This is a genomic window from Micromonospora violae, assembly GCF_004217135.1.
Lineage (GTDB): Bacteria > Actinomycetota > Actinomycetes > Mycobacteriales > Micromonosporaceae > Micromonospora > Micromonospora violae.
Genome location: NZ_SHKK01000001.1, coordinates 1,729,082 through 1,748,281, shown reverse-complemented (window position 1 = coordinate 1,748,281; position 19,200 = coordinate 1,729,082). Strand labels below are relative to the sequence as shown.

At 72.5% G+C, this 19,200-nt stretch carries 20 protein-coding genes; 6 read left to right on the top strand and 14 right to left on the bottom strand.

Annotated elements, in window-relative coordinates; translation table 11 throughout:
• Positions 1 to 66 precede the first annotated feature (66 nt).
• Positions 67 to 1,005: an NHL repeat-containing protein gene (locus EV382_RS07840; RefSeq protein ID WP_130400918.1), complete on the top strand. Its 939-nt coding sequence runs from the start codon at positions 67 to 69 to the stop codon at positions 1,003 to 1,005.
• 133 nt (positions 1,006 to 1,138) lie between these two features.
• Positions 1,139 to 2,008, top strand: coding sequence for an endonuclease/exonuclease/phosphatase family protein (locus EV382_RS07835; protein ID WP_244236588.1), 870 nt, complete (start codon positions 1,139 to 1,141; stop codon positions 2,006 to 2,008).
• A gap of 41 nt (positions 2,009 to 2,049) precedes the next feature.
• Here EV382_RS07835 and EV382_RS07830 read toward each other — a convergent pair whose 3' ends face one another.
• Together EV382_RS07830 and EV382_RS07825 are read right to left on the bottom strand one after the other, a co-directional pair.
• Complete coding sequence (locus EV382_RS07830; protein ID WP_130400917.1) at positions 2,050 to 2,934, bottom strand: MHYT domain-containing protein; 885 nt, start codon at positions 2,932 to 2,934, stop codon at positions 2,050 to 2,052.
• Positions 2,935 to 3,100: 166 nt separating this feature from the next.
• Positions 3,101 to 5,938: a DEAD/DEAH box helicase gene (locus EV382_RS07825; protein ID WP_130400916.1), complete on the bottom strand. Its 2,838-nt coding sequence runs from the start codon at positions 5,936 to 5,938 to the stop codon at positions 3,101 to 3,103.
• Positions 5,939 to 6,024: 86 nt separating this feature from the next.
• Between EV382_RS07825 and EV382_RS07820 the strand changes: the two genes are divergently transcribed.
• Entirely contained in the window at positions 6,025 to 6,783 is a 759-nt protein-coding gene (locus EV382_RS07820; protein ID WP_130400915.1) for an HAD family hydrolase, read from the top strand.
• Positions 6,784 to 6,795: 12 nt separating this feature from the next.
• Here EV382_RS07820 and EV382_RS07815 read toward each other — a convergent pair whose 3' ends face one another.
• The gene (locus EV382_RS07815) at positions 6,796 to 7,194 is read right to left on the bottom strand and encodes a PIN domain-containing protein (protein WP_130400914.1); all 399 of its coding nucleotides are present in this window, start codon (positions 7,192 to 7,194) and stop codon (positions 6,796 to 6,798) included.
• On the bottom strand, positions 7,191 to 7,499 hold the full coding sequence (locus EV382_RS07810) for a hypothetical protein (RefSeq protein WP_130400913.1): 309 nt from the start codon (positions 7,497 to 7,499) through the stop codon (positions 7,191 to 7,193). Before EV382_RS07810 ends, EV382_RS07815 begins: the two co-directional genes overlap by 4 nt.
• A 101-nt stretch (positions 7,500 to 7,600) precedes the next feature.
• Between EV382_RS07810 and EV382_RS07805 the strand changes: the two genes are divergently transcribed.
• The gene (locus EV382_RS07805) at positions 7,601 to 8,518 is read left to right on the top strand and encodes an EamA family transporter (RefSeq protein ID WP_130400912.1); all 918 of its coding nucleotides are present in this window, start codon (positions 7,601 to 7,603) and stop codon (positions 8,516 to 8,518) included.
• Here the strand turns inward: EV382_RS07805 and EV382_RS07800 are convergent.
• From EV382_RS07800 to EV382_RS07775, 6 genes are all read right to left on the bottom strand, one after another.
• Positions 8,481 to 9,404 (bottom strand): diacylglycerol kinase, encoded by a 924-nt coding sequence (locus EV382_RS07800; RefSeq protein WP_130408569.1) that lies wholly within the window; start codon positions 9,402 to 9,404, stop codon positions 8,481 to 8,483. The two genes, EV382_RS07805 and EV382_RS07800, sit on opposite strands and share 38 nt — an antisense overlap.
• 136 nt (positions 9,405 to 9,540) lie before the next feature.
• The gene (tatC, locus tag EV382_RS07795) at positions 9,541 to 10,494 is read right to left on the bottom strand and encodes a twin-arginine translocase subunit TatC (RefSeq protein WP_130400911.1); all 954 of its coding nucleotides are present in this window, start codon (positions 10,492 to 10,494) and stop codon (positions 9,541 to 9,543) included.
• A gap of 18 nt (positions 10,495 to 10,512) precedes the next feature.
• Positions 10,513 to 10,827 (bottom strand): Sec-independent protein translocase subunit TatA, encoded by a 315-nt coding sequence (gene tatA / locus EV382_RS07790; RefSeq protein ID WP_124855346.1) that lies wholly within the window; start codon positions 10,825 to 10,827, stop codon positions 10,513 to 10,515.
• Positions 10,828 to 10,986: 159 nt separating this feature from the next.
• A complete protein-coding gene (locus tag EV382_RS07785; RefSeq protein ID WP_130400910.1) occupies positions 10,987 to 11,232 on the bottom strand; it encodes a hypothetical protein in 246 nt (81 codons plus the stop codon).
• Between the two features lie 10 nt (positions 11,233 to 11,242).
• Positions 11,243 to 12,313, bottom strand: coding sequence for a helix-turn-helix transcriptional regulator (locus EV382_RS07780; RefSeq protein ID WP_130400909.1), 1,071 nt, complete (start codon positions 12,311 to 12,313; stop codon positions 11,243 to 11,245).
• Positions 12,310 to 13,308: a helix-turn-helix transcriptional regulator gene (locus tag EV382_RS07775; protein WP_130400908.1), complete on the bottom strand. Its 999-nt coding sequence runs from the start codon at positions 13,306 to 13,308 to the stop codon at positions 12,310 to 12,312. Before EV382_RS07775 ends, EV382_RS07780 begins: the two co-directional genes overlap by 4 nt.
• Before the next feature lie 117 nt (positions 13,309 to 13,425).
• On the opposite strand from EV382_RS07775, the gene EV382_RS07770 reads away from it, so the two are divergent.
• Together EV382_RS07770 and EV382_RS07765 are read left to right on the top strand one after the other, a co-directional pair.
• Entirely contained in the window at positions 13,426 to 14,433 is a 1,008-nt protein-coding gene (locus EV382_RS07770) for a cation diffusion facilitator family transporter (RefSeq protein ID WP_130400907.1), read from the top strand.
• Between the two features lie 123 nt (positions 14,434 to 14,556).
• Complete coding sequence (locus tag EV382_RS07765; RefSeq protein ID WP_130400906.1) at positions 14,557 to 15,642, top strand: DUF3866 family protein; 1,086 nt, start codon at positions 14,557 to 14,559, stop codon at positions 15,640 to 15,642.
• Between the two features lie 317 nt (positions 15,643 to 15,959).
• On the opposite strand, the gene EV382_RS07755 is transcribed toward EV382_RS07765, so the two are convergent.
• From EV382_RS07755 to rfbA, 4 genes are all read right to left on the bottom strand, one after another.
• A complete protein-coding gene (locus tag EV382_RS07755) occupies positions 15,960 to 16,181 on the bottom strand; it encodes a hypothetical protein (protein WP_130400905.1) in 222 nt (73 codons plus the stop codon).
• An 80-nt stretch (positions 16,182 to 16,261) separates the two neighbouring features.
• Positions 16,262 to 17,620 (bottom strand): Pup--protein ligase, encoded by a 1,359-nt coding sequence (gene pafA, locus EV382_RS07750; protein ID WP_030332925.1) that lies wholly within the window; start codon positions 17,618 to 17,620, stop codon positions 16,262 to 16,264.
• 68 nt (positions 17,621 to 17,688) lie between these two features.
• Positions 17,689 to 18,312, bottom strand: a complete 624-nt coding sequence (gene rfbC / locus EV382_RS07745; protein ID WP_130400904.1) for a dTDP-4-dehydrorhamnose 3,5-epimerase — start codon at positions 18,310 to 18,312, stop codon at positions 17,689 to 17,691.
• A complete protein-coding gene (gene rfbA, locus EV382_RS07740; RefSeq protein WP_130400903.1) occupies positions 18,309 to 19,199 on the bottom strand; it encodes a glucose-1-phosphate thymidylyltransferase RfbA in 891 nt (296 codons plus the stop codon). The genes rfbC and rfbA overlap by 4 nt, the downstream gene beginning before the upstream one ends.
• Between the last annotated feature and the right edge of the window lies 1 nt (position 19,200).

Sequence of the window (19,200 nt, the reverse complement as noted above, 5' to 3'; positions counted from 1 at the left end):
GGTCCTGGCCCCAGTGAACGTGGCGGACGTGTCGGCTCGTGCCGCTTTCCGCCCGGAAGGAGCACAGTGAACCGCCCCTTGCGCATCACGCTCGGCTGCGCGTTGACCGCCGCCATGCTGACCACCGTCGCCGTCGCGCCGGCACAGGCGCACCCCGCGGGGCGTCCACCGGCCGTCCTCGCCCTCCCCGACGGATTCCAGCCCGAGGGCATCGCCACCGCCGGCCGGTACGCCTACTTCGGTTCCCGGGCCACCGGTGCCATCCAGCGCGTCGACCTGGTCACCGGCCGGGGCACGACGATCGGCGCGGCCACCGGCACCCCCTCACTCGGTCTCAAGGTCGACCCACGTGGCCGGCTCTTCGTCTCCGGCGGCACGGCCGGCGACGCTCGGATCCTCGACACCCGCACCGGCGAGGTGCTGGCCCGCTACCAGTTCGCCACCGCCCCGACGTTCGTCAACGACGTCGTGCTGACCCGCGACGCCGCGTACTTCACCGACTCGAACCGGCCGGTGCTCTACCGGCTGCCGCTCGGTCGCGGTGGGGCGCTGCCGCCCGCCGACGCTTTCACCACGATCACGCTGACCGGCGCGTACGAGCAGGTCGGCACCGGCGTGAACCTCAACGGCATCGCCACCACACCGGACGGTCGGGCGCTGTTGGTCGTCCAGTCCACCACCGGCACGCTGTACCGGGTCGATCCGACAACCGGCGCGAGCACAGTCGTGGACGTGCCGGGGCACACCTTCACCAACGGCGACGGGCTGCTCCTGCTCGGCCGCACCCTCCACGTCGTGCAGAACCGCCTCAACCAGATCGCGGTGGTCCGGCTGAACCACGCCGGCACCGCCGGAACGCTCACCAGCACCATCACCGACCCGAACTTCGACGTACCCACCACCGTCGCCACGGCGTTGGGCCGCCTCTACCTGCCCAACGCGCGGTTCACCACACCGCCGACCCCCACCACGCCGTACACCGCCGTCGCGGTCCGCGCCCACTGAACATCCGAGGGGGTACCCGCCGCGCGGGTGCCCCCTCGCCCGGGCACTCCTCTGGACCTCGATCGCCGACCGGCCGCCGGTAGGATCACTCGCACTCGGCGATGACTGTCGCCTCGTGCACCCCGGAGTCCGTGTGGTCGCCCGTCCGTCCCGGTTCCTGCGCCGAAGCCTTGCCGTGAGCTGCCTCCTCGCCGCCGCCGTGCTGCCGGCCGCACCGCCGGCCACCCCCATCGCCGCCCGGGACGCCCCGCAACCCACGATCCTGCGGATGCTCCAGATGAACCTCTGCAACAGTGGCCGCGCCGGCTGCTACACCGGCCGCGCGATGGCCAGGGCCGTCGAGGTGATCACCGTCGAGGCACCCGATCTGGTCACCTTCAACGAGATCTGCGCGGACGACCTGCCCGCCCTGCACGGCGCGTTCCAGGGCATCCACCCCGGCCGGAGGGTCGTGGCCGCGTTCCAGGCCGCCGGCGACCGGCCGAGCGGCGACGACACCCGCTGCCGCAACGGCCAACGGTTCGGCATCGGGCTGCTGACCCACGTGCCGACGCCGACGACCCCGCACACGGTGTACGCCGGCACCCACCCGATCCAGGATCTCGCGGACCCCGAGGAACGCGCCTGGCTCTGCGTCGACATCGACGGCACCCTGCTCGCCTGCACCACGCACCTGTCCGCCACCGGCTACCGCGTCGCGCTCACCCAGTGCGACCACCTGCTCGACACCATCCTGCCGACGATCAGCCGTACCGCCGGGTCCCGACCCACCGTGCTGGGCGGCGACCTCAACCTGCGCGCCGGTCACGACCCCGACGTACGGTCCTGCACCCCGCCGGGCCACCAGCGCATCGGCGACGACCGGCTGCAACACATCACGGCGACCCCGGACATCACGCTGTGCTGTCGCGCCCTGGTGCCCATGCACGGGGCGACCGACCACCCCGGGCTGCTGGCCACCCTCATCATCGACCGCAGCCGGCCCGGTCGACGGCCGGCCTGATCCGCCGTCCCGCCGACGGAGGTTGGGCCGGCCGGACCGCCTCAGCGCGGCGACGAGTCCCGGCGGGACGGGAACGGGGTGCCCGGCTGGCCGAGGGTGGAGCGGGCCCGCAACCCGACCGGGTCGGGAGCGGCGGTGGGCGTCGGGGCCGCGGGTTCCGACAGTCGCCGTCCGTCCAGGTACGCGCTGGCCGCCCGGTCGTCGTCGGTCGGGGCGGCGAGCAGGGCGTAGAGCAGACCGACCACCCCGAAGATCACCGCCAGCACGATCGGCACCAGCAGGGTGCTCACCGAAGCGCCGCTGACCTCAGTCGCCTGCTCGTGCCGGTGCACCGACAGGGCGCTCATGCCGGTGAAGTGCATCCCGTTGACGGCGACCCCCATGACCAGCGCGGAGACGAAGATCGCCAACGTCCGCCGGACGGTCATCGCGAGCCACAGCGCGACGGTGGCCGCCACCACGGCGATGACCACCGAGAGCACCACCCGGACGGTGTCGTAGCCGAGACTGCCGTTGAGGCGCATGGCGGCCATTCCGGTGTAGTGCATGGACGCCACGCCGACACCGGTGAAGATGCCGCCGGCGATCAGTCGTACCGGATTCAGCCGGCCGGTGCCCACGATGGCCAGGCCGACACCGACCGCCACCACGGCGATGACCGTGCTGGCCACGGTCAGCGGCACGTCGTAGCGGATCCGGGTGTTCTCGACGGCGAAGCCCAGCATGGCCATGAAGTGCATGGCCCAGATGGCGGTGCCGCCCAGCGCCCACGCCGACAGCAGACCCCACCACGCCCGTTGACCGTGTGTCCGGGCGGTGCGAATGCGCCCGGCGCAGACCAGACCGAGGATCGAACCGAGCACGGACAGCGCGTAACTCAGCGTGGGCGTGATCCACCCGTATTCAAAGTGATTGATCTCCGCCACGGCGGCTTCCCCCCAGTCGTTACCGACGCGTCAACAAGACGTCCCGGCAATGATCAGGGGTGCCGTGATCAGGCGCAACAGCGCCCCCGGGGTTTGCCGAGCGACCACCGTCGCGGTGACCGCCCGCTGCGTCGATTTCGACGGAGAGAACGACTGAGCGTAATGGTCAGGCTGACGTGTGGTACGCGAGAACGCCTCGATTGACGGCCGCTATAGCCTGTCGCGCGGTCGACCGCAGCTCCGTTGTGGCGCCACCGGAGTCGGCAATCTGACCAAGCAGGTCGACGACCTGTCGAGCCCAGCGGACGAAGTCACCGGCCGGCATCTCACCATCGATCTCGTGACCGCTGCCGAGCACCTTGGCCAGCGCCTCGCCCCGGGCCCACCGGTAGACGGGCCAGGCGAAACCCAGATCCGGCTCGCGGGTCGCGGTCAACCCACGAGCCGCTTCGTCGGCCTCGATCTCGCCCCACAGCTTCAGCGTCTCGTCCACCGCGTCGGCCACCGGCCCGCGCGGCAGCGACGCCCGCTCGTCGACATCACGGCGCGCCTCGAACACCACCACGGACACCGCGGCGGCCAACTCGGCTGGGGACAGCCCGTTCCACACCCCCCGACGCAGGCACTCGGCGACCAGCAGGTCCGCCTCGGTCCAGATCCGGCCCAGCATCCGACCGGCGTCGGTGACCGCGCCGTCGCGAGCGAGGTAACCCCGCTCGGTCAGCAACGCCACGATCCGGTCGAACGTCCGGGCGAGGGACCCCGTACGACCACTGACGCGCTGGCGCAACTCGTCGGTGTCGCGCTCCAACCGCCGACGCCGCTCCGCCCAACGGGCGTGCTCCTCCCGCTCCGGGCAGGCGTGGCAGGGGTGGTGGCGCAGCTCGGTGCGCAGCTGGGTGATCCGGTGGTCCTCGCCGGTCACCTGCCGGGACCGGCCCCCGCGGCGACCGCCGTGCCGGTCCAGGCCGGTGCCGCTCACCTCGGCGGCGAGATCCCGCCGGGCGGCCGGGGACCGGTGGTTGAAGTGCTTGGGCACCCGGATCCGGGCCAGCACCTCCGCCGGAGTGGTGAAGTCGCCGGGGCTGACCCGCCCGGCCCAGCGGTCCTGGGTGAGCACCAACGGTCGAGGCTCACCGAAGCCACCGGTCGCCGGGTCCAGTACCACGGCCAGCCCGGCCCGCCGGCCCGACGGCACCCGGATCACGTCGCCGACCCGCAGCCGCTCCAGCGACGCCACCGCGGCAGCCTTACGCTGGGTCTGCCCCTGCCGGGCGATCGCCTTCTCCCGGTCGGCGATCGCCACCCGCAGCGCGAAGTACTCGTCGAAGTCGCCGTGGTGGCAGGCGGCCTCCGCGCCGTACGCCTCGATCGTCTCGGTGTTGCGCTGCACCTGCCGGGCCAGACCGACCACCGACCGGTCCGCCTGGAATTGCGCGAACGAGGACTCCAGCAGGGCCCGGGCCGGCCCCGCGCCGACCGTGCCGACCAGGTTCACGGCCATGTTGTACGACGGCCGGAAGCTGGAGCGCAGCGGATAGGTGCGGGTGGACGCGAGGCCGGCCACGTGCCGCGGGTCGGTCTCCGGGGACCACACCACCACGGCGTGCCCCTCCACGTCGATGCCACGGCGGCCGGCGCGCCCGGTGAGCTGCGTGTACTCCCCCGGGGTCAGGTCGACGTGTGCCTCGCCGTTGTACTTGACCAGCCGTTCCAGGACCACGCAGCGGGCCGGCATGTTGATGCCCAACGCCAGGGTCTCGGTGGCGAAGACCGCCTTGACCAGGCCGCGGACGAACAGCTCCTCGACGACCTCCTTGAACACCGGCAGCATGCCGGCGTGGTGGGCGGCCAGACCGCGCTCCAGGCCGTCCAACCACTCCCAGTAGCCGAGGACCGACAGGTCCTCGCCGGGAATGGCGGTGACCCGGGACTCCACCACCCGGCGGATCTCGGTGCGCTCCTCCGGTGAGGTGAGCCGCAGCCCGGCGGCGAGACACTGCTGCACCGCGGCCGCGCACCCGGCCCGGCTGAAGATGAACAGGATGGCCGGGAGCAGACCCTCCCGGTCCAGGCGGTCGACGATGTCCGGACGCAACGGACCACGCCAGCGCGGGCCACGCCGGCCGGCGCCGGGGCCCGCGCTGCGACCCTCGCCCAACTCCAGCCGCCGCACGGTCTCCCGGGTGTAGCGCAGCAACTCCGGGTGCACGTCGTGCTTGCGGGCGGCGTCGGCGTCGTGGAACAGGTCGAACATCCGCTTGCCGACAAGCATGTGCTGCCACAACGGCACCGGCCGGTGCTCACTGACCACCACGGCGGTCTCGCCCCGCACGGTGACCAGCCAGTCGGCGAACTCCTCGGCGTTGGAGACGGTCGCCGACAACGACACCAGGGTGACCGAGGCCGGCAGGTGAATGATCACCTCTTCCCACACCCCGCCGCGGAACCGGTCGGCGAGGTAGTGCACCTCGTCCATCACCACGTACGCGAGGCCCTGCAGGGTGCTGGAACCCGCGTAGAGCATGTTGCGCAGCACCTCGGTGGTCATCACCACCACCGGCGCGTCGCCGTTGATCGCGTTGTCGCCGGTCAGCAGGCCGACCTGCTCGGCGCCGTACCGGGCGACCAGGTCGTGGTACTTCTGGTTGGACAGGGCCTTGATCGGCGTGGTGTAGAAGCACTTGCGCCGGGCCGGCGGGGCCGTCACGTCGGCAGCGGGCAGCGGGGCGTCGGCGGGCGTCGCGTCGGTGGCGGGCGTCGCGTCGGCGGGCCGCCCGCGCAACGCCAGGTGCACGGCGAACTCCCCGACCACCGTCTTACCGGCACCGGTCGGAGCGCAGACCAGCACACCGCTGCCCCGCTCCAACGACTGACACGCCTCCCGCTGGAAGTCATCGAGGTCGAACCCCAGCTCAAGGGCGAACTCGTCCAGCGCCGGAAACTGTGCGGCTTGTGCGGCCTTGCGGCGCGCCGCTGCGTACCGCTCGGCGGGGCTCGACATGGCACCAAGATTAGTGCGTGCCGCCACAGGCCACCCCACAAGGCCGTCCGGAGGCGCGGTCGGAGGCGGTCGGTAGGGTGCACGGCGTGCCGGACCATGCCGAACCGCCCCAGACCAGTCCGCCGGGCATCGCCGAGCGCCGGGCCTCCCGACGCCCCGTCAAAGCGGTGCTCTTCGACTTCCACGGCACCCTGGCCCAGGTGGAGGACCCGCAGCAGTGGGTGCTGGAGGCCGCGACGGCGTGCGGCGTCACCCTGGACCGGGTCCGCGCCACCTCGCTGGCCGACCGACTGCTGACCGCCGGACGCGCCGGCGGACCCCTACCGGCGCGGGTGCCACCCCGGCTGGCCGAACTGTGGGCCGACCGGGACCTCTACCAACACGCCCACCGGGGCGCGTACACCGGGCTGGCCGAGACCGTCGACGCCGGCATCGACGGCTTCGCCGACGCGCTCTACGAGCGGCTGTTGATCGCCGAGGGCTGGCAACCGTACGCCGACACCGCCCCCACCCTGACCGCCCTGCGCGACGCCGGAGTGCCGGTGGCGGTCGTCAGCAACATCGGCTTCGACCTGCGGCCACACTTCGACGCCTGGGGGTTGACCGACCTGGTCGACGCGTTCGTCCTCTCCTACGAGGTGGGGCGCTGCAAACCCGACCCGGCGATCTTCTGGCGTGCCTGCGGGATGCTCGGCGTCGACCCGGAGCAGACGCTGATGGTCGGTGACACACCGGCGGACGCGGGCGCGGTGGCCGCCGGCTGCTCGGTGCTGGTGCTCCCCGCCGCCGAGCCGGGCCGGGAGAACGGCCTCGGGGCGGTGCTCGACCTCGCCCTGCCGGGCTGACCTCGGTTGCCGTCAGTCCGGGATGTGAATCACCGGTAGCTCGCCGTCGCCGTAGCGGTCCTCGGCGGTGAGGATCGAGGCGTCGTGTTCGAGGACGGCGAGGGCTGTGCTGGCCAGATCGGCACGTCCGGTCACCGTGCGCCAGAAGCTCAGCTCCTGCCAGGAGTGCCCCTCGGTCGACAGCACCTCGCACGCGTCCAGGTTCAGCAGCCGGTGCAGGGTTGCCCGCTCCTTCGGGTCGCTGACGATCGCCAGGGCCTCCGAGGCGGTCACGGCGGTGACACCGAACCTGTTGCGGTCCTGAATGACCTCGTGCAGCGGCTCCCCGACATGCACAGACCCCGCCAGGTACGCCAGCAGTGCCGACCGGTCCAGCACGAGCCGGACCGGGCGGTCGTCCTCGGGGCTCACGCGGCCGGTTGGTCGAGCACGCCGGCGGCAGAGTCCAGGGCGTGCTGTCGAGCTCGCTCGCGCAGGGCGGTGCGGCGCTCCGGCGACCAGTCGGCCTCCACGGCGGCCCGGCGGGCGCGTGCCTCGGCCACCCCCTGCTCGCTGACCGGGATGCCTTGGTGGGCCAGCTCCGCGTCCAGGGCGTCCAGCCGCATCCGATCACGGACGGCCTGGGTGATGTATGCGCTCGCGTTGGACTCGCGTTCGAGGCGCTCAGCCACGTCGGGTGGTACAGAGATCGACAGTTTCCGCATCGCGTTGGTCATACCATGGACCGTACGCTGGTAGCACCGCGTTGGCGAACACCTCCGGCCGTGTCGAGAGGTGGATACCGCCGCAAGGTGGCCGAAGCGGACGGCCTACCGTCGTGCCCGTGACGGAGATCCTGCTGCCCACGCCAGCGTCGGACGAGACGCGACCGGCCCGGGGCGGTGGCGTCGTCGCCGTCGGGCTGGTGCTCGGCGGGGCACTGTCGGTGCAGTTCGGCGCCGCCGTGGCCGCGTTGCTGTTCCCGCGTACCGGAGTGGCCGGCGCGGTGACCCTGCGGCTGACCATCTCCGCGGTGCTGCTGCTCGTCGTGTGCCGGCCCCGACTGCGCGGGCACGACCGCTCGGCCTGGCTCGCGGCCGGCGCGTTCGGGCTGGCGCTGGCCGGCATGAACTCACTCTTCTACCAGGCCATCGAACGCATCCCGCTGGGCCCGGCGGTGACGCTCGAGGTGCTCGGCCCCCTCGCCCTGTCGGTGTTCTCCGCCCGACGGCTGGCCAGCTGGGGCTGGGCCGGGCTGGCACTGGCCGGGGTGGCGCTGCTCGGGCAGGGCGGCTTCGACCGGCTGAACCCCGTCGGGGTGGCCTTCGCGTTCGGCGCGGGCGCCATGTGGGCCGCGTACATCGTGCTGAGCGCCCGGGTCGGCGGCCACTTTCCCGGCGCGGACGGGCTGGCCCTGGCGCTGGCCGTCGCCGCGCTGGTCACCCTGCCGTTGGGCATCATCGACGGCGGGGCGGTGCTGCTCGAACCGCCGGTGCTGGCGCTCGGCACCGGCCTCGCGGTGCTCGCCTCCGGTCTGCCCTACACCCTGGAACTGGTGGCGCTGCGGCGGATGCCCACCGCCACCTTCGCGGTGTTGATGAGCCTCGGCCCGGCCATCGCCACGCTCGCCGGGTGGCTGGTGCTGCGGCAGGCACTGACCCTGCTGGAGTGCGCCGCCATCGCGCTGGTCATCGCGGCGAGCATCGGCGCGGTACGGGTCAACGCAGCAGCCGCACCGCGCCCGGAACCGCGCTGATCGTCACCGGCAGCCGCAGGGAGCGTTCCCCGTCGGCGTACGAGGTGATGCCCTCGGCGGCCACCTCCACGGTGCGGGCCCGGAAGCTGCGCACCAACGGGTGACTGACATGGGTGCCCTGGTAGATGCGCGGTTTCACCCGGACCAGGGTCCGTCGGTTGACCCGACCCGCCACCACCACGTCGAGCAGCCCGTCGGTCGGGTCCGCGTCGGGGCAGATCCGCATCCCGCCGCCGTACGTGGGGCAGTTGCCCACCGCCACCAGCACCGCGTCCAGGTCGTGCGGCACCCCGTCGAGGCGCAGCGTGTAGCGGCGAGGGCGCAACCGGGCCAGCTCGACCAGGATCGCCAGGTCGTAGCGGCGGGGGCCGCGGGGCCAGCGCATCCGGTTGGCCCGCTCGTTGACGATCGCGTCGAACCCGGCCGCGAGGACCGCCCCGTACCAGCGCTCAGCGCCGTCGGCCCCGACCATCCGGGCCAGGTCGACCGGCTGGCTGCGACCGTCGCGCACCGCCTCGGCGATCACCGCCGCCGCCGCGAGGGGGTCGCCGGGGAAGCCGGTGTCCAGGGCGAAGTCGTTGCCGGTGCCGGCCGGGATGGGGCCGAACGGCACGTCGGTGCCGGCGACCGACTGCAACGCCCGGTGCACGGTGCCGTCCCCACCGACCGCCACCAACGCGCCAGCACCGTCGGCGACGGCGGCCCGGCACGCCGCCTCCGCCTCGGCGGGGCTGGCCGCCGGCAGCAACCGGACCGGACGTCCGGCGGCGGCCAACTCGTCCAGCAGCCGGGGCAGCAGAGCGCGGTGCCGCCCGCGACCGGCGGTCGGGTTGGCGAGCACGGCGACCGGGCCGGGCAGGTGATCGTCTGCGGTCACGGGCAGCACCGTACCGGTCGGACACCCGCCGTTCACCAGGGGCAGGCACCGTCACCATCAGTTCCGCCGCCGGCGCGTCACGTGACGCATCGACGCCGCCCCCGAACAACGGGGACGGCGTCGGTGGACCGGACGGCGCGGGCCGTCAGGTCATGTCGTCGTAGCGGCGTTCGATCGGCGCCGGTGGGGCGATCGGATCGGGTACGCCGATCGGCGCGGCCGAGTCGACCCGCTGCCCGGCCACCACCGGGTCCGTGTCGAACTCCAACGGCGACACCTCGTCGTCGTCGACGCCGGCGTAGATCTCCTTGCCCCGCCCTCGCCGCTTGTCGTTGAGGAACGCGACGCCCACCGCACCGAAGTAGAGCGCGGAGAGGCAGAGGGCCAGGGCCGTCATCCCGAACGGGTCCGGGGTGGGGGTGACCACGGCGGAGAACGCGAAGAACACGAAGATCGCCACACGCCACCAGCCGAGCAGCCGCTTCGCGCTCGCGATGCCCACGAAGTTGAGCATCAGCACGATCAACGGGAACTCGAACGCCACCCCGAACAACAGGATCAGGTTGGTGACGAAGGAGATGTACCGCGTGACTTCCAGCGTGGTCGAGATGTCGTCGCCGGACACGTTCATCAGGAACTCGAGGCCCTTGGCGGTGACGAAGTACGCCAGCACCGCACCGGCGGCGAACAACGGCGCCGCCAACGCCGTGAAGACGTAGGCGTAGCGCCGCTCGTGCCGGTGCAGGCCGGGCGCGATGAACGCCCAGAGCTGGTAGAGCCAGATCGGCGCCGCGATGATCAGGCCCACCCACAGGCCGATCTTCAGGTTCAGCAGGAAGAGGTCGGCCGGGCCGAGTTGAACGAAGTGGCACTTGCCGGTCGCCGGGTCGACCGAGCCCGGCAGGTCACAGTACGGCTTCGACAACAACAACCGGACCCGCTCGGCCAGCCAGATGCCGAAGCCGAAGCCGATCATGATTGCCAGCGACGCGCGGAAGAGACGGTTGCGCAACTCGCGGACGTGCTCGATGAGCGTCATCGAGCCGTCAGCGGCCCGCTCGAACGTGCTCGGGCCGCGTTTACGCAGGGCGAAGGCCACGGGAGTGGTGCCCTTCGGTCAGTTGTCGCGGACGCGGTGCACCGGGTCGACGACCGGCTGCTGCGGCGGGGCCTGCTGGTACGGGGCCTGCTGCGGCTGGCCAGCGTACGGTGCCTGCTGCCCGGCGTGCGGCGGCAGCGGCTGGTAGCCGGCCTGCGCGTCGGCCTTCTCGGCGAGGTCGCGGTCGTCGTCCTGCAGGCTCTTGGTCTCGGCCTTGATGATCCGCAGCGACCGACCCAGCGAACGGGCAGCGTCGGGGAGCCGCTTCGCACCGAAGAGCAGGATCAGCACAACCACGAGAACAGCGATGTGCCACGGCTTGAGGGCACCCATGAGAAGCTCCAGTCGGTCTGTGTCCGAGGGGTGGTACGCAGCCCATCGTACGTGCGGATCGGCTGCCCGCCACCCGTTGGGTGGTGGTGGTTTGGCCGGGAGGGTGAAGTCTTGACCAACCCGCGATGATCCGTCAACCACCGCCCGGTGTCGGCGCGATCAGCCGCGCTTGGCCTTGATCACCGCAAGCCGCCCGGACGCGGTGTCAAGCCGACGCTGAACCTCCTCGGCGCGGCGTTGCAACGCCTCGGCGCTCTCGCGCAGCGCCTGCGCCTCGGTGGCGCGCCGCTGCAACACCGCGACGGCGCGGCGCAGTCGGGGCAGCCGGGCCAGCACCGGGCGCACGGCCAGCGCGAGCACCACGAGAGGCAGCAGCACCACCGCGAGCACGATCCAGATCAGCACGGCGGTCAGCCTACTGGGTACGGCCGGCCACCGCCGGATCACCCGGCGGCACGCGCTCCGCGTCGACCTCGGGCGACCGGGGCACAGTCGTGGGCGCGGGCACAGTGGTGGGCGCGGGCACGGCGTACGCGTCGAGCGCGGCGGCTGCCGTCGCGCGCACCTGCTCGGCCAACTCGACCGGGGCGACCACTGTCACCTCCGGGCCCAGGCCCAGCACGAACCGGCGGGCCCACCCCAGGTCGGTCACCCGAAGGGAGACGAGCCACTGGTCGCCGTCGGCCTCCACCCGCTCACACGGGTAGTACTCGGTGATCCACCGCTCGCCCCGGCCGATGCGTACGGTGATCAGCGGCAGGTCCGCCGAGGGGCGGAACACCCCCTCGGTGAGGTCGTGCGGGACGGCCTGCGGCGGCACCGTGGCCGGCTCGTCCAACTCGGTGATCGCGTCGATCCGGTCGGCGCGGAACAGCCGGACCGCCTCCGCGCGCCGACACCACGCCTCCACGTACGCCCGGCCGCCGACCATGAGCATCCGCAGTGGGTCGATGACGCGCTCGGTGGTCTCGTCCCGGGCGGCCGTGTAGTAGGTGATCCCGAGGGCCTTCCCGCCCTCCACGGCGGCGCGCAGCGCCTCGACGCGCGGGGTGTCCCCGGGCAACCGGACGGCCACCGGGGCGCCCACCAGGTCGCCCGCGTCCTCGATCTTGGCGAGGGCGCGTTCGACGGCCTCCCGGTTGGCCACCCCGGGGGTCTCGGCCAGCATCCGCAGCGCCACCACGAGCGCGAGCGCCTCGTCGGGGGTGAGCCGCAACGGCCGGTCGATGCCAGCGTCGTAGGTGATGGTCACCCGATCACCGTCGAACGCCATGTCGATCAGGTCGCCGGGGCCGTACCCGGGCAGCCCGCACACCCAGAGCAGCTCCAGGTCCTCCCGGAGCTGGCGCTCGGTGACGCCCAGGTCACCGGCCGCCTCGGCGATCTCGATGCCGGGCCGGGCCAGCAGGTAGGGCACCAGGTTGAGCAGTCGGGCCAGCCGGTCGGCGGACGCGCGGGACCCGTTACGGGCGGCCGGGCGGGTCACCGGGCACCCCCGCCGACGGCCAGCTCGTCGTGGCGCACGGCGATCTCCTTGAGTCGTTGGATGACCGCCTCCCGGACCTCCGGTGGGTCGAGGACCCGCACGTCCGGGCCGTAGCCGACGAGATGACCGGCCAGCCCGTCCGGCTCCGCGTACGGCAGGACCAGCCGGTCGCCGTCCGGCCCGGCGGTCACCTCCACCGCCCAGCGGCGCAGCCCGGCGGCCCGCCCCGGTGCGGTCAGCACCGTGGCCCGACCGGTGCGCTCCACCGGGCCCGACCAGCGGGCCACGTGGCTGATCAGGTCGACGTTGGCGGGAGGCTCGTACGCACCGGGAGCCCCGGTCACCCGGACCGCGCCGACGACCCGGGACAGCCGGAAGCAGCGGGTCGCCTCCCGGTCCTGGTCGTGGCCGACCACATACCACCGGCCGCGCCAGCAGACCACGCCCCACGGTTGCAGCCGCCGCCGGCTGGGCGCATCCCGGTCGGGCACCCGGTAGTCGAACCCCACCTCGCGACGGTCCCGGGCGGCGGCGGTCAGCGGCGCGAACGCCGGGTCGACAGTGACCATCGGCTCCAGGCCGAGGGTCGCCTGCGGGTCCACGTCCACTCCGGCGGCGCGCAGCTTGGCCAGCCCGGACGACGCGGCGGCGGCCAGCCCGGCGTGCTGCCACAGCCGGGCGGCGATGCCGACCGCGGCGGCCTCGTCCGGTTCGAGGAGGATGTCGGGCAGCGCGTATTCGCGGTGGGCGATCCGGTAACCGGGCTCGGCGTCGAACGCGCTCGCCGTGCCGGTCTCCAGCGGCACACCCAGCTCGCGCAGCTCGGCCTTGTCCCGCTCGAACTTGCGCTGGAACGCCTCGTGGTCACGCGCGTCGTCCGGATCGTGCTCGTAACCGGGCACGGTCGCGGCGATCTGCGCGGCGGTCAGGAACCGTCGCGTGGACAGTAGGCAGATCACCAGGTTGACCAGGCGTTCGGTGCGGGTCCGCGACACGCGGTAGACGCTAGCAGCCGACCCGCCCACACCGTGCACCCACGCGGGCGTGCCGCACACTTGTTCGGATCGGGCCTCCCCCGGCGCGCCGCCGTCCGCGGCCATAGGGTGATCCTCATGTCGCAAGCGGACGCCAGGCCCGAGAGCGAGAGCGTCGGCACCGTCGTCGTCGCCGGCGCCGCGAACCTTGCCATCGCGGTGGCCAAGCTGATCGCCGGGCTGATCTCCGGATCCGCCGCGATGCTCTCCGAGGCGGCGCACTCGGTCGCCGACACCACCACCGAGGTGCTGCTCTTCCAGGCGCTGCGCCGCGGCGCCCGTCCGGCCGACCAGCGACACCCCTTCGGGTACGGCAAGGAAAGCTACGTCTGGGCGTTCTTCGCGGCCATGTTCACGTTCGTCGCCGGCGCCGGTTTCGCCGTCACCCACGGTGTCACGACGATCCTGGTGCACGAGCACAGCGGCGACTACCTGATCTCGTACGTCGTGCTTGCCGTCTCGTTCGTCATCGAGTCGATCTCACTGACCCGGGCGGTGCGGCAGGTCCGCCGCGAGTCGCGCCGCTGGCAGACCACGCCGCGGCGGTTTCTGCGGCTGACCGCCGACACCACCGTCAAGGCGGTCTTCCTCGAGGACAGCGCCGCCCTGATCGGTCTGGTGCTGGCCGGGCTCGGCGTCGGCCTGTCGCACGCCACCGGCGACGAGGTGTGGGACGGCATCGCGTCGATCCTGATCGGGCTGCTGCTGCTGACCGTCGCCGGGATCCTGGCCAGCAACAATTTGTCGCTGCTGGTCGGCCGGGCCGTCCCGGACCGGCTGCGCCGCGAGATCGAGCGGGAGCTGGCCGGGCTGCCCGAGGTGGAACGCATCGACACCCTGTTGACCATGCAGCTCGGCCCGGACGACATCCTGGTCGCCGCGAAGGTCGACTTCCGCGACGCGGCCACCGGCGCGCAGATCGAGGCCACCGCCGACGAGGCCGAGCGGCGGCTCACCCAGCGGTACCCGGAGATCCGGTTCGTCTTCCTCGACCCCACCCGATCGCTGCCGGGTGCCACCGGGAATGCCCGCCACACCCAGGCCCGGCCGAGCGAGGACGCCGGCGGCGAACCCGACCCGACCTGAGCCGAGCCCACCCCGCGACGGGCCCATCTGAGCCCACTGGCCGGGCCGACGGCCTGCCCACCGGGCCGACGGCCTGCCGACCCGGGCGCGGGCCGCCGGGTCCGCGCGGCTAGCGTGCCCGTCATGGTGCGATGGCGTACGGGGACGGTGGCGGCGCTGCGACGGCAGTGGACCGGGGCGGTGGAACTGGACGTCGACCTGCCCGACGGCACCCGGATGCGGGCGCTCGCCTACCCCGAACTGGTCGGCTCGCCGGAGCCCGGCGACCGGGTGCTGCTCAACGCCGGCGCGCTGCTGATGGGGTTGGGCACCGGCGGGTACGCCCTGGTGGTGGCCCTGCCGGACCGACTGCCGCCCGACCCGCCGCAAGCCCTCGACACCCGCGACGCCGGGCACCTGGTGAAGGCCCGCTACACGCCGTTGCAGCCGATCCTCCTCGGCGTCGACGAGGAGGCGTCCCCGCACCGCGACGTGCTGGCCGACGCCGACGACCTGGGCGGCCTGCCGGTGGTCACCGCCGATCTGCACTCGGCGCTCCCGGCGATCCTGGCCGGCATCCGGGCCGATGCCCCGCAGGCGCGGGTGGTGTACCTGCTCACCGACGGTGGGGCGCTACCCGCCTGGTTCTCCCGCACCCTCGCCGGGCTGCGGTCCGAACTGGCCGGCACGATCACCGTCGGGCAGGCGTTCGGCGGCGACCTGGAGGCCACCACCCTGCACGGCGGTCTGCTCGCCGCCCGGCACGTGCTCCACGCGGACCTGGCGATCGTGGCTCAGGGGCCCGGCAACCTGGGCACCGGCACCCGCTGGGGCTTCTCCGGCGTGGCCGTCGGCGAGGCGGTCAACGCGATCGCCACGCTGGGCGGACGACCGGTCGGCTCGCTACGGATCTCCGACGCCGACCCCCGCCCCCGCCACCGGGGCGTGTCCCACCACAGCCTCACCGCGTACGGCCGGGTGGCGCTCGCCCCCGCGGAGCTGGTCGTACCCGAGGGCCTGGCCCCGGAGTTGGCCGCCGAGGTCGACACGGCGCTCGCGCCCCTGGCGGCCCGGCACCGGATCGTGCGCGTGCCCACCGACGGTCTCGACGCCGCGCTGCGGGCGAGCACCGTGCCGCTGTCCACCATGGGCCGCGGCCTCGACGCCGACCACGCCTACTTCCTGGCCGCAGCAGCAGCCGGCCGCCACGCCACCACCCTGCTCCCCTAGCCCCGCCCGGTCTCCGCGCCCCCAGCCCTCAGCCCTCAGCCCTCAGCCCTCAGCCCTCAGCCCTCAGCCCTCAGCCCTCAGCCCTCAGCCCCCAGCCCTCAGCCCTCAGCCCTCAGCCCTCAGCCCTCAGCCCTCAGCTGTCGATCATGGAGTTGTGGTGCCTGAGTTCTGGTGATTTGCGGCCTTCCTCCCCCACCACAACTGCATGATCGACGCGGAGGGGGGCGGGCAGGGCAGGGCAGGGCGGCGGGGTGAGGGCGGGGCGGGGAGTAGGGGGCGGGGAGCAGAGGGGCAGGCGGGGAGAAGGGTGGGGCGGGTTAGGCCAGGAAGATCAGGGCTAGCCAGCCGCCCACGATGAGCGCCAGGGCCAGGGCCAGCACCCAGGTCGGCACCGTGTAGTCACCGCGCCGGTTACGGTCGATCTCGGCGCGGATCTTCTCCCGCCGGCGTTCGACCCAGTTCTGCCGCTCGGCGCCGCGCCCAGAGCGCTCGGAGCGCCCGGAGGGATCGGAGCGGTCGGAAGGTCCAGAAGTCGTCATGGCGCGCCCAGCTTAACCGCACCGCGCGCCGAGCTGGGCGGCCCCGTCGGCACAGCGCACCGACGGGGCCGACACACCTGTCACATGCTGGCGATCAGCCGCTCCACCCGCTCGTCGTACGCGCGGAACGGGTCCTTGCAGAGCACGGTGCGCTGCGCCTGGTCGTTGAGCTTCAGGTGCACCCAGTCGACGGTGAAGTCCCGGCGCTTCTCCTGGGCATGCCGGATGAACTCGCCCCGCAGCCGGGCCCGGGTGGTCTGCGGCGGGGTCTCCTTGGCCTCGAAGATCTCCGGGTCGGTGGCCACCCGGTCGACGTCGCCGCGGCGTTCCAGCAGCCCGTAGAGGCCCCGGCCGCGGCGCACGTCGTGGTAGGCCAGATCCATCTGCGCCACCCGGGGGTGCGACAACGGCAGGTCGTGCTTGCGCTGGTAGCGCTCGATCAGCCGCAGCTTGCTGACCCAGTCGATCTCCCGGGAGACCGGCTCCAGGTCGCCGGTCTCCACCGCGTTGAGCACCCGGCCCCACAGCTCGACGACCCGCTTGGCGGCCTGGTCGCCACCGCGTCGCTCGACGAACTCGGTGGCCTTGGCCAGGTACTCCTGCTGGATGTCCAGGGCGCTGACCTCCTTGCCGTTGGCCAGCCGCACCTTGCGCCGGCCGGTGATGTCGTGCGACACCTCCCGGATGGCCCGGATCGGGTTCTCCAGGGACAGGTCGCGCATCACCACCCCGGCCTCGATCATCCGCAGCACGATGTCGGCCGTGCCGACCTTGAGCAGCGTGGTGACCTCGTTCATGTTGGAGTCCCCGACGATCACGTGCAGCCGCCGGTAGCGCTCGGCGTCGGCGTGCGGCTCGTCGCGGGTGTTGATGATCGGGCGGCTGCGGGTGGTCGCCGAGGAGACGCCCTCCCAGATGTGTTCGGCCCGCTGCGAGAGGCAGTAGACCGCGCCGCGCGGGGTCTGCAGAACCTTGCCGGCCCCGCAGATCAACTGCCGGGTGACCAGGAACGGAATGAGCACGTCGGCGAGCCGACCGAACTCGCCGTGCCGGGAGACCAGGTAGTTCTCGTGGCAGCCGTACGAGTTGCCGGCCGAGTCGGTGTTGTTCTTGAACAGGTAGATCTCACCCGCGATGCCCTCGTCGTGCAGCCGCTTCTCCGCGTCGACGAGCAGGCCCTCCAGGATCCGCTCGCCGGCCCGGTCGTGGGCGACGAGATCGGTCACCGAGTCGCACTCCGGTGTGGCGTACTCCGGATGCGACCCGACGTCCAGGTAGAGCCGGGCCCCGTTGCGCAGGAAGACGTTGCTCGACCGACCCCAGGACACCACGCGACGGAACAGATACCGCGCGACCTCGTCCGGGGACAGCCGCCGCTGCCCGCGATAGGTGCAGGTGACGCCGTACTCGGTCTCGAGGCCGAAGATTCGCCGCTCCATGATGAGACATTAGCCGCCCGGAGGCCCGGTTCGTCACTGTCAGACCACAGGTCGTGCCCCGAGCGCGGTCACATACCGGTTGAGTGCGACATTCCGTCCGGGCCGAGGCTCGCCACGAACCGCCGGCAGTTGTCGTACTCCGGGAGCAGACCACGCTCGCGAGCCTGCGCCAGAGTCGGCGCGGCGTCGTCGCGCGCGGACAGCTGCGGCACCTCGGCGGGCCACTCGATGCCCAACTCCTCGTCCAGCGGGTGCACCGCGTGCTCACCGGTCGGGTTGTAGGTGGCCGAGCAGAGATAGCTCAACGTGGCGTCGTCGGTCAACGCGCAGAACCCGTGCCCCAGCCCCTCGCTGAGGTAGACCGCCCGACGGTCGGTGTCGTCCAGCCGGACGCCCTCCCAACGGCCGAAGGTCGGCGAACCCACCCGCAGGTCCACGATCACGTCGAGGACCGCGCCGCGCACACAGGTGACGTACTTGGCCTGCCCGGGCGGCACGTCGGCGAAGTGGACGCCGCGTACCACGCCACGCGCGGAGACCGACAGGTTGGCCTGGGCCAGCCGCAGCGGATGCCCCACCACCTCGGCCAGCTTGTCGAAGCGGTACCACTCCATGAACATGCCGCGCGGGTCGCCGTGCTGCTGGGGGGTGATCTCCCAGGCGCCCTCGATGCTCAGCTCCCGGATCTTCACCAGGAACCCCCGTCGCCGCCGGCCTGCTCGCTGAGCAGGCCGAGCAGGTAGTCGCCGTAACCGCTCTTGGTCAGCGGCTCGGCGAGCGCGCGCAGCTGCGCGTCGTCGATCAGGCCAGCCCGCCAGGCGACCTCCTCGACGCAACCGATCTTGAGACCCTGACGTTCCTCGACCACCCGGACGAACTCGGCGGCCTGCATCATCGAGGTGAACGTGCCGGTGTCGAGCCAGGCGGTGCCGCGATCCAGCACCGTCACCGACAGCTCCCCGGTCTCCCGGTACGCCTCGTTGACCGCCGTGATCTCCAGCTCGCCGCGGGCGCTCGGGGTCAGCTTGCGGGCGATGTCCACCACCCGGTTGTCGTAGAAGTAGAGGCCGGGCACCGCGTAGCGGGACTTGGGCCGGGCCGGCTTCTCCTCGATCGAGAGCACCCGACCGTCGGCGTCGAAGTCGACCACGCCGTACTCCTGCGGGTTGGCCACCTGATAGGCGAAGACCCGCCCACCGACCGGGTCGCCGTGCGCGGCGAGCTGCCGACCCAGACCCACGCCGTGGAAGATGTTGTCGCCGAGGACCAGCGCCACCGACTCGGTGCCGATGAAGTCCGCGCCGAGGATGAACGCCTGCGCGATGCCCTCCGGGCGGGCCTGGCTGGCGTACTCCAACCGCAGCCCGAACTGGCTGCCGTCGCCGAGCAGCCGACGGAACTGGTCCTGGTCGTCCGGAGTCGTGATCACCAGGATCTCCCGCACCCCGGACATCACCAGGGTGGAGAGCGGGTAGTAGATCATCGGCTTGTCGAAGACCGGCATCAGCTGCTTCGAGACCGCCCGGGTGATCGGCCAGAGCCGGGACCCGGTGCCGCCAGCAAGTAGGATTCCACGCACC

What these genes read in the sequence shown, in the direction of transcription:
- EV382_RS07825 (WP_130400916.1), bottom strand. Translation starts at nt 5,938, where the DNA reads ATGTCGAGCCCCGCCGAGCGGTACGCAGCGGCGCGCCGCAAGGCCGCA.
- EV382_RS07810 (WP_130400913.1), bottom strand. Translation starts at nt 7,499, where the DNA reads ATGACCAACGCGATGCGGAAACTGTCGATCTCTGTACCACCCGACGTG.
- tatA (WP_124855346.1), bottom strand. Translation starts at nt 10,827, where the DNA reads ATGGGTGCCCTCAAGCCGTGGCACATCGCTGTTCTCGTGGTTGTGCTG.
- EV382_RS07770 (WP_130400907.1), top strand. Translation starts at nt 13,426, where the DNA reads ATGTCGCAAGCGGACGCCAGGCCCGAGAGCGAGAGCGTCGGCACCGTC.
- EV382_RS07765 (WP_130400906.1), top strand. Translation starts at nt 14,557, where the DNA reads ATGGTGCGATGGCGTACGGGGACGGTGGCGGCGCTGCGACGGCAGTGG.
- EV382_RS07755 (WP_130400905.1), bottom strand. Translation starts at nt 16,181, where the DNA reads ATGACGACTTCTGGACCTTCCGACCGCTCCGATCCCTCCGGGCGCTCC.
- pafA (WP_030332925.1), bottom strand. Translation starts at nt 17,620, where the DNA reads ATGGAGCGGCGAATCTTCGGCCTCGAGACCGAGTACGGCGTCACCTGC.